Source organism: Kosakonia sp. S57 (assembly GCF_016516575.1).
GTDB classification, from domain to species: Bacteria; Pseudomonadota; Gammaproteobacteria; order Enterobacterales; family Enterobacteriaceae; genus Kosakonia; species Kosakonia cowanii.
Genome location: NZ_JACVUL010000030.1, coordinates 1 through 11,688, shown reverse-complemented (window position 1 = coordinate 11,688; position 11,688 = coordinate 1). Strand labels below are relative to the sequence as shown.

At 60.4% G+C, this 11,688-nt stretch carries 11 protein-coding genes; 9 read left to right on the top strand and 2 right to left on the bottom strand.

The genetic code is table 11. From position 1 onward, the window contains the following. The first annotated feature begins 104 nt into the window (after positions 1-104). Complete coding sequence (gene entS, locus IAE48_RS22090) at positions 105-1,340, top strand: enterobactin transporter EntS (protein ID WP_128483442.1); 1,236 nt, start codon at positions 105-107, stop codon at positions 1,338-1,340. Between the two features lie 226 nt (positions 1,341-1,566). Here entS and fepB read toward each other — a convergent pair whose 3' ends face one another. Beyond that, the gene (fepB, locus tag IAE48_RS22085) at positions 1,567-2,493 is read right to left on the bottom strand and encodes a Fe2+-enterobactin ABC transporter substrate-binding protein (protein ID WP_233631709.1); all 927 of its coding nucleotides are present in this window, start codon (positions 2,491-2,493) and stop codon (positions 1,567-1,569) included. Positions 2,494-2,711: 218 nt separating this feature from the next. Here fepB and entC point away from each other — a divergent pair, with 218 nt between their 5' ends. The 7 genes from entC (at position 2,712) to IAE48_RS22050 (ending at position 10,008) form a co-directional block, all read left to right on the top strand. Next, a complete protein-coding gene (gene entC / locus IAE48_RS22080) occupies positions 2,712-3,887 on the top strand; it encodes an isochorismate synthase EntC (protein ID WP_200135597.1) in 1,176 nt (391 codons plus the stop codon). A 9-nt stretch (positions 3,888-3,896) separates the two neighbouring features. Further along, positions 3,897-5,495 (top strand): (2,3-dihydroxybenzoyl)adenylate synthase EntE, encoded by a 1,599-nt coding sequence (gene entE, locus IAE48_RS22075; RefSeq protein WP_200135596.1) that lies wholly within the window; start codon positions 3,897-3,899, stop codon positions 5,493-5,495. 10 nt (positions 5,496-5,505) lie between these two features. Then, positions 5,506-6,357 carry an isochorismatase gene (locus IAE48_RS22070; RefSeq protein WP_200135595.1) on the top strand — a complete coding sequence of 284 codons (852 nt, stop codon included), beginning with the start codon at positions 5,506-5,508 and terminating at the stop codon, positions 6,355-6,357. Continuing rightward, positions 6,357-7,112, top strand: a complete 756-nt coding sequence (gene entA, locus IAE48_RS22065) for a 2,3-dihydro-2,3-dihydroxybenzoate dehydrogenase EntA (RefSeq protein WP_200135594.1) — start codon at positions 6,357-6,359, stop codon at positions 7,110-7,112. Before IAE48_RS22070 ends, entA begins: the two co-directional genes overlap by 1 nt. Beyond that, complete coding sequence (entH, locus tag IAE48_RS22060; RefSeq protein ID WP_124969240.1) at positions 7,112-7,525, top strand: proofreading thioesterase EntH; 414 nt, start codon at positions 7,112-7,114, stop codon at positions 7,523-7,525. The genes entA and entH overlap by 1 nt, the downstream gene beginning before the upstream one ends. Positions 7,526-7,690: 165 nt before the next feature. Further along, positions 7,691-9,796 (top strand): pyruvate/proton symporter CstA, encoded by a 2,106-nt coding sequence (cstA, locus tag IAE48_RS22055; protein WP_200135593.1) that lies wholly within the window; start codon positions 7,691-7,693, stop codon positions 9,794-9,796. 14 nt (positions 9,797-9,810) lie between these two features. Continuing rightward, the gene (locus tag IAE48_RS22050; RefSeq protein ID WP_200135592.1) at positions 9,811-10,008 is read left to right on the top strand and encodes a YbdD/YjiX family protein; all 198 of its coding nucleotides are present in this window, start codon (positions 9,811-9,813) and stop codon (positions 10,006-10,008) included. 42 nt (positions 10,009-10,050) lie between these two features. Here IAE48_RS22050 and IAE48_RS22045 read toward each other — a convergent pair whose 3' ends face one another. Continuing rightward, on the bottom strand, positions 10,051-10,794 hold the full coding sequence (locus tag IAE48_RS22045) for a 3-oxoacyl-ACP reductase family protein (protein ID WP_200135591.1): 744 nt from the start codon (positions 10,792-10,794) through the stop codon (positions 10,051-10,053). Positions 10,795-10,901: 107 nt separating this feature from the next. On the opposite strand from IAE48_RS22045, the gene IAE48_RS22040 reads away from it, so the two are divergent. Further along, the gene (locus IAE48_RS22040; protein WP_233631707.1) at positions 10,902-11,495 is read left to right on the top strand and encodes a TetR/AcrR family transcriptional regulator; all 594 of its coding nucleotides are present in this window, start codon (positions 10,902-10,904) and stop codon (positions 11,493-11,495) included. Positions 11,496-11,688: the final 193 nt, after the last annotated feature.

The window sequence follows — 11,688 nt, the reverse complement described above, 5'->3', positions numbered from 1 at the left end:
CAATTTTGATAATGATAGTAATTATCGTTATCGATCCTGTTTTGTTATGTTACCATGCGCAGCCTGAGATTGGACACAGAAAGTATGGAATACAAGGTCTTGTAATGAAGCAACACTCCTGGCTGCTGAATCTCAGCCTGCTGCGGACACATCCGGCTTATCGCGCCGTTTTCCTCGCGCGTTTTATCTCAATCTTATCGCTGGGCTTACTGGGCGTAGCTGTGCCGGTGCAGATCCAGGCGATGACCCACTCCAGCTGGCAGGTCGGGCTTGCCGTGACGCTGACCGGCGGCGCAATGTTTGTCGGCCTGATGCTCGGCGGCGTGCTGGCGGATCGCTTTGAACGTAAAAAGCTGATTCTGCTGGCGCGATCCACCTGCGGTATCGGCTTTATCGGCCTCTTTCTCAATGCACTGTTACCCGCGCCGCTGCTGTCGGCGATCTATCTGCTTGGCGTGTGGGATGGCTTTTTCGGCGCGCTTGGCGTGACGGCGCTGCTGGCGGCAACGCCTGCGCTGGTCGGGCGGGAAAACCTGATGCAGGCGGGGGCGATCACCATGCTCACCGTGCGCATCGGTTCGGTGATTTCGCCGATGGTTGGCGGCCTGCTGCTGGCCTCCGGCGGCGTGGCGTGGAACTACGGTCTGGCGGCGGCAGGCACCTTTATCACCCTGTTGCCACTGCTGACGCTGCCCGCGCTTCCGCCGCCACCGCAACCGCGCGAACATCCGCTTAAATCTCTTGCCGCTGCGCTGCACTTTCTGTTGCGTAACCCGTTAGTTGGCGGCATTGCGCTGCTCGGCGGTCTGCTGACGATGGCCAGCGCCGTGCGGGTGCTCTATCCGGCGCTGGCGATGAGCTGGCAGATGTCGGCAGCGGAGATTGGCGTGCTCTACGCCGCGCTGCCGCTCGGTGCGGCCATCGGCGCATTGACCAGCGGCAGGCTGGCGCACAGCGAGCGGCCCGGCATCATTATGTTGCTGACCAGCGTCGGCGCGTTTATCGCCATTGCGCTCTTTAGCCTGATGCCCGTCTGGCCGCTCGGCGTGCTCTTTCTCGCGCTCTGTGGCTGGCTGACGGCGGTGAGTTCACTGCTGCAATACACCCTGCTGCAAACCCAGACCCCGGAAGCGATGCTCGGGCGCATTAACGGCTTATGGACGGCGCAAAACGTTACCGGCGACGCCATCGGCGCGGCGCTGCTGGGCGCAATGGGATCGATGCTGACCCCCGCCGCCTCGGCGAGCTTCAGCGGGCTGGCGTTAGCGATAGTGGGATTAGTGCTGGTTCTCATACTCGGCGAACTACGCCGTTTCCGACAGGTTCAGTCCGGCGCATAAAACGCACCGGTGGCGTTAACGTCACCGGTGATTCAGCGTTACGGCGATCTGATCACCCCTTGACTGCAAACGGGATGCCTTCACAGGCCGGATAAGTCACGACCCTTATCCGGCAAAGTGCAGTTTGTCGTAGGCCGGATAAGCGCCAGCGCCATACGGCAGGGGTGAGGATTTTGTAGGCCGGATAAGCGCAGCGCCATCCGGCAATCAGGCTTGCGCCAAACCCTCAGCCAAACAGCGCCGACAAACGCTGCAACACGCGGGTTGCGCTGTAGTAATCAAGCCGGAAGGTCTCGGCACCCAGCGCATAAACCCTCTTATTGCGTACCGCGGGAAGGTGCGCCAGCAGCGGGTTAGCGCTCAGGGCGTCGGTCTCTTTTTGATCGCCAGCGAACAGGAACAGCGCTTCGCCATTCAGCCCGGCGGCGAGGTTTTCACCGCCGAGTTGCACGATGTCATGGCGCTTACCCTGGCTCTGGCTCGCCTGAATGCCCGCTGGCAGCGGCGCGAGGGTAAAACCGAGCTGCTGCATTAGCTGGCCCTGCGCGGAGTCACGGGTCCAGAGATTCGCGCTGTGCGCGGCGGGCGTATAAACCAGCGCGCTCACCGGCTGCGGCGGCAGTTTCATGTGCGCTTTTGCCGCCGCCAGCTGCTGGTTGAATTCAGTGATGCGCGCGGCGGCCTGCTGCTCGTGGCCGGTGATTTCGCCAAGCTGGGTAAGCAGCGCCTGCCAGCTCTTATCGTCGTAATTGATGATTAGCGTCGGCGCGATGGTCGAGAGCTGATCGTAGAGCGCCAGCGCCGAGTCGCCGCCGGTAGCGCTGATCAAAATCAGATCCGGCATCTGCGCGGCTACCGCTTCGGCATTGGCTTCGCCGATGTAGAGACGCGCGACGTTGCGCTGTCTGGCAATGTCGCCCCACTGGCGCAAAAAGCCCTGATCGTCGGCAAAACGGTTATTTGGCGTCGTTGCGCCGCTGGCGACCACGGGCGCATCAATCGCCAGCAGCGAGCCGGTCAGGGTAACGCTTGTGGAAACAATGCGCTGCGGCGCGCTGGCAAGCTGATGCACGCCGCGGCTGTCGGTCACCTGGCGCGGCCAGTCGGCAGCGCAGGCTGAGTTAAGTCCTAAAACGAAAACGCCCACTAACAGAGCGTGTTTACGACACCAGCTAAGAAAATTCACAACGTGAGTCCTGTTTCTGTTGAAGTTAATGCTTCTCATTTTCATCGTTGAGCGTCATGGATGCAAGTTGTGGCAGTGCGAGAGGAGATTCTGCTGTTGACATCACCGGCAATAACTTTTTATCTTACTGCACCAAACAAAAATGATAATCATTCTTAATACATTTATCATTGCCGGAGGATGATATGGATACGTCATTGGCTGAAGAGATCCAGCTGTCTGCTACGACACTGGCCGCCGATCAATTTTTCTTTATGTCGCCGTACCGCAGTTTCACCACGTCGGGGTGTGTTGCGCGTTTCTCAGAGCCGGCAGTGGGGGGCGATGCGCCAGACAGCGCCTTCCAGCAAAAACTGGCGCAGGCGTTTGCCGATGCCAAAGCGCAGGGCATCGCGCGGCCGATTATGGTCGGCGCTATCCCGTTTGATACCACGCAGCCTTCGGCGCTCTTTATCCCTCAACGCTGGCAGAGCTTCTCCCGCCCGGAAAAACAGCGCGCTGCGCGCTACTTCAACAGCGGCGCGATGCCGAATGTGAAGGCGCAGACAGCGGTGCCGGAGCAGGATCTGTTTATGGAGATGGTGGCGAATGCCTCCGCGCGCACCGCAACGCCGGAAGTGGATAAAGTGGTGCTCTCGCGCCTGATTGAGATCGCAACTGACCGCCCGGTCGATAGCGGCGTGCTGCTTGAGCGCTTAATTGCGCAGAACCCCGCCAGCTTCAACTTCCACGTTCCGCTACCCGATGGCGGTGCGCTACTGGGCGCAAGCCCCGAGCTGCTGCTGCGTAAAGAGGGCGATCACTTCAGCTCTCTGCCGCTGGCCGGTTCGGCGCGCCGTCAGCCCGATGACATGCTCGATCGCGAAGCGGGCAACAAACTGCTGGCCTCAGAAAAAGATCGCCATGAACACGAACTAGTGACCCAGGCGATGAAAAAAGTGCTGCAACCGCGCAGCCGCATGTTGACCCTGCCGTCGTCGCCGCAGCTGGTGAACACGCCGACGCTGTGGCACCTGGCAACGCCGATTGAGGGCACGGCAAAAGAGGGTGAAAACGCCCTGACGCTTGCCTGCCTGCTCCATCCGACGCCTGCGCTGAGCGGCTTCCCGCACCAGGTTGCGAAGAAAATTATCGCCGAGCTTGAGCCGTTTAACCGCGAACTCTTCGGCGGCATTGTCGGCTGGTGCGATGCGGAAGGAAACGGCGAGTGGGTGGTTACCATCCGCTGCGCGCGCATCCGCGACAACAACGTCCGCCTGTTTGCCGGAGCCGGGATTGTCCCCGCCTCGTCGCCGCTCGCTGAATGGCGCGAAACCGGCGTCAAACTGACCACCATGCTGAACGCCTTCGGTTTGCATTAAGGAGCCACTGTGACCATTCCTTTTAGCCGCTGGCCGCAAGAGTTTGCCCGTCGTTACCGTGAAAAGGGCTACTGGCAGGATCTGCCGCTGAGCGACATTCTGGCCCGCCATTCTGCCAGCGAAGCCGTTGCGGTAATCGACGGCGATCGTGAGTTGAGCTACCGCCAACTGAATGCCGCCTCGGACAATCTCGCCTGCGCATTACAGTCGATGGGCATTACGCGCGGCGATACCGCGCTGGTGCAACTGGGCAACGTCGCCGAGTTTTACATCACCTTTTTCGCCCTGCTGAAACTCGGCGTCGCGCCGGTGAACGCGCTCTTCAGCCATCAGCGCAGCGAGCTCAACGCCTACGCGGCGCAAATCAAACCCGCGCTGCTGATTGCCGATCGCGCCCACGGGCTGTTTGCCGATGACGCTTTCCTCAGCGCGCTGGAAAACGATCACCCGTTGCTGCGCGCTATTTTGCTGCGCGGCGAGTCGCTGGAGCAGGCGATTGCCCGCCCGGCAGATAACTTTTCCGCTACGCCAACCCCGGCAGATGAGGTGGCCTTCTTCCAGCTCTCCGGCGGCAGCACTGGTACGCCGAAGCTGATCCCGCGCACGCACAATGACTATCTCTACAGCATTGTGCGCAGTAATGAGATTTGCCATTTCACGGCGCAGACCCGCTACCTTTGCGCCTTACCGGCGGCGCACAACTACCCGTTAAGTTCGCCCGGCGCGCTCGGCGTCTTCCTTGCCGGTGGCTGTGTGGTGCTGGCGAGCGACCCGAGCGCCACGCTCTGTTTCCCGCTGATTGAAAAACACCGGATTAACGTCACCGCGCTGGTGCCCCCGGCGGTCAGCCTCTGGTTGCAGGCGATTGCCGAGTGGGGCAGCAATGCCCAGCTGGCGTCGTTGAAATTGCTTCAGGTGGGCGGCGCGCGGCTCTCAGCGACGCTGGCGGCGCGTATTCCGGCGGAGATCGGCTGTCAGCTCCAGCAGGTGTTTGGCATGGCCGAAGGGCTGGTGAACTACACCCGGCTCGACGATCCGCTGGAGCGCATCATCAACACCCAGGGCCGCCCGATGTCGCCGGATGATGAAGTGTGGGTCGCCGATGAGAACGGCAACCCGCTGCCCGCAGGCCAGACCGGACGCCTGATGACGCGCGGTCCCTACACCTTCCGCGGCTACTTCAACAGCCCGCAACACAACGCCAGCGCTTTTGATGCTGAGGGCTTCTACTGCTCGGGCGATCTCATCGCCATTGATGAGCAGGGCTACATCACCGTGCAGGGGCGGGAAAAAGATCAGATCAACCGCGGCGGCGAGAAGATTGCCGCCGAGGAGATCGAAAACCTGCTGCTGCGCCATGAAGCGGTGATCCACGCCGCGCTTGTGAGCATGGAGGACAGCCTGCTCGGCGAGAAGAGCTGCGCGTATCTGGTGGTGAAAACCCCGCTGCGCGCGGTGGCGATCCGCCGCTTCTTGCGCGAGCAGGGCGTGGCGGAATTTAAGCTGCCGGATCGCGTCGAGTGCCTTGAAGCGCTGCCGCTGACGCCGGTAGGAAAAGTTGACAAGAAACAGTTACGCCAGTGGTTAGCACAACGCACCCCGGCGTAAAGGAGAGAAGATGGCAATCCCAAAACTACAGGGCTACGCGCTGCCCGCAGCGGCTGATATCCCGGACAACAAAGTGAACTGGTCGTTTGAGCCCGCCCGTGCGGCGCTGTTGATCCATGATATGCAGGACTATTTTGTTAATTTCTGGGGCGATAACTGTCCGATGATGCAGCAAGTGGTGGCGAACATCGCCGCGCTGCGTCACTTCTGCAAGCAGCACAATATTCCGGTCTACTACACCGCGCAGCCGAAAGAGCAGAGCGATGAAGATCGCGCGCTGCTGAACGATATGTGGGGGCCGGGTTTAACCCGCTCGCCGGAGCAGCAGCAGATCGTCAGCGAACTGGCACCGGACGAGGCCGACACCGTGCTGGTGAAGTGGCGTTACAGCGCCTTTCACCGCTCGCCGCTGGAGCAGATGCTGAAAGAGACCGGCCGCAACCAGCTGCTGATCACCGGCGTCTACTCGCATATCGGCTGTATGACCACCGCCACCGACGCCTTTATGCGCGATATCAAGCCGTTTATGGTGGCCGATGCGCTGGCAGATTTCAGCCGCGAAGAGCACTTAATGTCGCTCAACTATGTCGCCGGGCGTTCCGGCCGCGTGGTGCTGACGCAAGAGCTGCTGCCGCTACCGGCAAGCAAAGCGGCGCTGCGCGAAATCATCCTGCCGCTGCTGGATGAGTCTGATGAGCCGCTGGATGACGAAAACCTGATTGATTACGGCCTCGATTCGGTGCGCATGATGGCGCTCGCCGCCCGCTGGCGCAAAGTGCATGGCGATATCGATTTTGTCACGCTGGCGAAAAACCCGACCATTGATGCCTGGTGGGCGCTGCTCGCGCGCGGGGTGCAGTGATGGCGAGCCTCGATTTCAGCGGACGCAGTGTCTGGGTGAGCGGGGCAGGGAAGGGGATCGGCTATGCCACTGCGCTCGCCTTCGTCGAGGCGGGCGCGCAGGTCACCGGCTTCGATCTTGCCTTTAACGGCGAGCACTATCCGTTTGCCTGCGAAACGCTGGATATCGCTGACGCCGCGCAGGTCGCCGCCGTCTGCGAGCGCCTGCTGGCAAACAACGCGCCGCTGGATGTGCTGGTCAATGCCGCGGGCATTTTGCATATGGGCGCAACGGATGCGCTCTCTGACAAAGCGTGGCAGCAGACATTCACTGTTAACGTCGGCGGTGCCTTTAACCTCTTTCGCCAGACGATGGCGCACTTTCGCCGCCAGCAGCGCGGGGCGATTGTTACCGTCTGCTCTGACGCCGCGCACACGCCGCGTATCGGCATGAGTGCTTATGGCGCGTCGAAAGCGGCGCTGAAAAGCCTGGCCCTAACCGTCGGTCTTGAACTGGCCGCCAGCCATGTACGCTGTAATATCGTTTCGCCCGGTTCGACGGATACGGATATGCAGCGCACGCTGTGGGTGAGCGACGATGCGGAGCAGCAGCGCATTCGCGGCTTCGGCGAGCAGTTTAAGCTCGGCATTCCGCTGGGGAAAATCGCCCGTCCGCAGGAGGTGGCGAACACCATTTTGTTCCTCGCCTCCGATCTCGCCAGCCACATCACATTGCAGGATATCGTGGTGGATGGCGGCTCGACGCTGGGGGCCTGATGATCTGGAAACGTCACTTAACGCTGGAGGCGCTGAATGCCACCAGCGATAACACCCTGATTGAACATCTGGCGATTACCTACACCCGCATCGGGGATGATTTTCTCGAAGCGGAGATGCCAGTCGATAGCCGCACGCACCAGCCGTTTGGCCTGCTGCACGGCGGCGCATCGGCGGCGCTGGCGGAAACTTTGGGGTCGATGGCCGGTTTTATGATGACCAGCGACGGTCAGTGCGTGGTCGGCACCGAGCTGAACGCCACCCATCACCGCGCGGTGGCGCACGGCAAAGTGCGCGGCGTTTGCCAGCCGCTGCATCTTGGCCGCCAGAATCAGAGCTGGGAGATCGTGGTGTTTGATGAACAGGGGCGGCGCTGCGCAACCTGTCGCCTCAGCACCGCAGTGCTTGGCTAACCCTTCGCCCTCCGGCTCAGGAGGGCATTCTTGCGATCCCGTTAACACAATCAACCAAATGCCGTGCGGCAGGCCGCCTTTCCTGTGTTTCAAAGTTGTTAAGTTCTTTGAGTTGATATAGAAACAAAATGTAACATCTCTCTGTCTCTCAAACGGATAACCGCTATGAACAACCCAGGGAAATACCTTGTTTGGGGCGCGCTCTCGCTTGTTGGCGCGTTTGCCCTCGGCTATATCGCTCTGAATCGCGGCGAACCGATCAACGCACTCTGGATCGTGGTCGCAGCCGTCTGTATTTACCTCATTGCTTACCGTTTTTATGGTCTCTATATCGCCAAAAATGTGCTGCAGGTTGACCCGACGCGCATGACCCCGGCGGTGCGCTACAACGACGGCCTCGACTATGTGCCGACAGACAAAAAAGTGCTGTTCGGTCACCATTTTGCAGCGATTGCAGGCGCAGGCCCGCTGGTTGGCCCGGTGCTGGCGGCGCAGATGGGTTATCTGCCCGGCATGATCTGGATCCTCGCAGGCGTGGTGTTAGCCGGTGCGGTGCAGGATTTTATGGTGCTGTTTATCTCCACCCGCCGCGACGGGCGCTCCCTTGGCGAGATGGTGAAGGCAGAGATGGGGCCAACCGTCGGCGTGATCGCGCTGGTGGCGACCTTTATGATCATGGTGATTATCCTCGCGGTGCTGGCGATGATTGTCGTCAAAGCGCTGACCCACAGCCCGTGGGGCACCTATACCGTGGCCTTCACCATTCCGCTGGCGGTATTTATGGGCATCTATATTCGCTATCTGCGCCCGGGGCGCATTGGCGAAGTGTCGGTGATTGGCCTGGTGCTGCTGGTGTTTGCCATTATCTCCGGCGGCTGGGTCGCCGAAAGCCCGACCTGGGCACCGTGGTTTGATTTTACCGGCGTGCAGCTCACCTGGATGCTGGTCGGCTATGGTTTTGTCGCCTCGGTGCTGCCGGTGTGGCTGCTGCTGGCCCCGCGCGACTACCTCTCCACCTTCCTGAAAATCGGCACCATTATTGGCCTGGCGATTGGCATTCTGATTATGCGCCCGACGCTGACGATGCCCGCGCTTACCAAATTTGTCGATGGCACCGGCCCGGTGTGGACCGGTAATCTCTTCCCGTTCCTCTTTATCACCATCGCCTGCGGCGCGGTCTCCGGCTTCCATGCGCTGATTTCCTCCGGCACCACGCCGAAGATGCTCGCCAGCGAAGGGCAGGCCTGCTTTATCGGCTACGGCGGCATGTTGATGGAGTCTTTTGTGGCGATCATGGCGCTGGTCTCGGCCTGCATTATCGATCCGGGCGTCTACTTTGCGATGAACAGCCCGATGGCGGTGCTGGCACCGGCGGGCACTACTGATGTGGTCGCCTCGGCGGCACAGGTGGTGAGCAACTGGGGCTTTACCATTACGCCGGATGCGCTGCGGCAGATTGCCGATGAAGTGGGCGAGCAGTCGATCATCTCGCGGGCGGGCGGGGCACCGACGCTGGCGGTCGGCATGGCCTATATTCTGCACGGCGCGCTCGGCGGCCTGATGGATGTCTCCTTCTGGTATCACTTTGCGATTCTGTTTGAGGCGCTGTTTATTCTGACGGCGGTGGATGCCGGCACCCGCGCGGCGCGCTTTATGTTGCAGGATCTGTTGGGGGTCATCTCTCCGACGCTGAAACGCACCGAGTCGCTCCCCGCTAACCTGCTTGCCACCGCGCTTTGCGTGCTGGCGTGGGGCTACTTCCTGCATCAGGGGGTGGTCGATCCGCTGGGCGGTATCAATACGCTGTGGCCGCTGTTTGGTATCGCCAATCAGATGCTGGCCGGCATGGCGCTGATGCTCTGCGCGGTGGTGCTGTTTAAGATGAAGCGCCAGCGCTATGCGTGGGTGGCGTTAGTGCCAACGGCCTGGCTGCTGGTCTGTACGCTGACCGCTGGCTGGCAGAAGACCTTCAGTCCGGATAACAAAGTGGGCTTCCTGGCGATTGCCAATAAGTTCCAGGCGATGATCGACAGCGGCAATATTCCGGCGCAGTATACCCAGTCTCAGCTGGCGCAGCTGGTGTTTAACAACCGTCTCGATGCCGGGTTAACGCTCTTCTTTATGGTTGTGGTGGTGGTACTCGCCTTCTACTCGCTGAAGACCGCGCTGGCGGCGCTGAAAGCGGATCACCCGACGGTGCAAGAGACACCTTACGAAGCGATGCCGGACAACGTTGATCAGGTTGTGGCGCGCGCCAAAAACGCGCACTAAGCGAAGGAGCAGATATGTTCGATACGCTCTCAAAAGCGGGCAAATACTTAGGCCAGGCGGCAAAGATGATGATTGGCGTGCCGGATTATGACAACTACGTTGAGCATATACGCGTCACTCACCCGGACCAGACGCCGATGACCTACGAGGAGTTCTTCCGCGAGCGCCAGGATGCGCGCTACGGCGGCAAAGGCGGCGCACGCTGCTGTTAACGACAAAAGGCGGCACAATGTGCCGCTTTTTTTTGCCTGCCGTCAGGCATTAGTGCCGCCATCCACCACAATATCCGCGCCGGTAATATGCTTCGCCGCCGGGCTGGCAAGAAATGCCACCGCTTCGGCAATATCCTGCGGCTCGCCGTAGTGGCCTAACGCCGTGAAACTGCGCTGCTCGTCTGCCTGCGCGCCATCCGCCGGGTTCATATCGCTGTCCGTCGAGCCGGGTTTCACCATATTGACCGTGATGCCGCGCGCGCCCAGATCCCGCGCCAGCCCGCGCGTCAGGGAGTTAAGCGCCGATTTGGTCATGGAATAAATCGTGACGCCTTTAAACGGCACCTGGTCGGAGAGGTTACTGCCGATGTTAATGATGCGCGCGCCATCCGGCAGGTGTGCCAGCGCCGCCTGGGTGGTATAGATCACGCCGCGAATATTGACGTTAATCAGCGCGTCGATATCTTCCTGCGACATCGACTCCAGCGAACCGCCGCGCGCAATCCCGGCGTTATTGACCAGGATATCCAGCCCGCCCAACTGCGACACCGCTTGTGCAACGGAGTCCTGCGCCGCCTGCGGATTGGCGCTGTCCGCCTGAATAGCGACGCCGTTGCGCCCAAGCGCGCGGATCGCTTCAGCAACCGCTTCGGCTTTCTCTGCCGATTTTTCATAGGTGATGGCGACATCCGCCCCGGCGCGCGCCAGCGTTAAAGCGATGGCTTTACCGATACCCCGGCTTGCGCCGGTGACCAGCGCGCGTTTACCTGACAGTGAATATGACATGATGACTCCTGGATTATGTGTCGATTGATACATAATTAAAATAATCAGGCTTCCATCTATTCGTCAATATTATTAATATACCGATCAGCACAAAATGTGAGGAGCTGATGATGAGCCGGGGAAGACCGCGCGAGTTTGATCGAACAGAAGCGCTGAACAAGGCGATGTTGCTCTTCTGGCGCAAGGGGTATACCGCCACCTCGATGAGCGATCTCTATGAGGCGATGGGCATTAAGTCGCCAAGCCTTTATGCGGCGTTCGGCAGTAAAGAGAACCTCTACGATGAGGTGTTGCAGCACTACGAGCAGTGTGTTGCGCCGCTGATTTGGGGCGATATGGAGCAGGAGCCCTCGCCAAAACGCGCTGTCGCAAGCTGGCTTGAACGCTCAGCCGAAATGCTGACGCGCTGCGATCTGCCGCACGGCTGTATGGTGACGCTCTCCGCTGTTGCCAGCGAAGGTAACGATCGGCTTGGTCAACGCGTGCAGGCTATGCGCAACGGCGGGATGGCGTTACTGAAAGCGCGTCTGGCGCAGGCACAAGCGCAGGGCGAACTGCCCGCCGATACCGATATTGATGCCCTGACCCGGCTTTACACCAGCATCCAGCAGGGGATGTCGATCCAGGCCCGCGACGGCGCCAGCCGCGAAACGCTGCTCGGTATCGCCCGCATGGCGATGGGGCTGTGGCCGACGGAATAAATACCGGTGGTTTGTAGGCCGGATAAGCGTAAGCGCCATCCGGCATATTCCGCGGCACCGATTGCCGGATGGCGGCGATGCCTTATCCGGCCTACAAAAGCGAGCCTACAGCAACACCGATATTGCCTTTACCTCCGGTCTCACAGCGGCGGTGTTGACCCCCGCTGAAATCGGCGAACCGAAGCGTGAATGA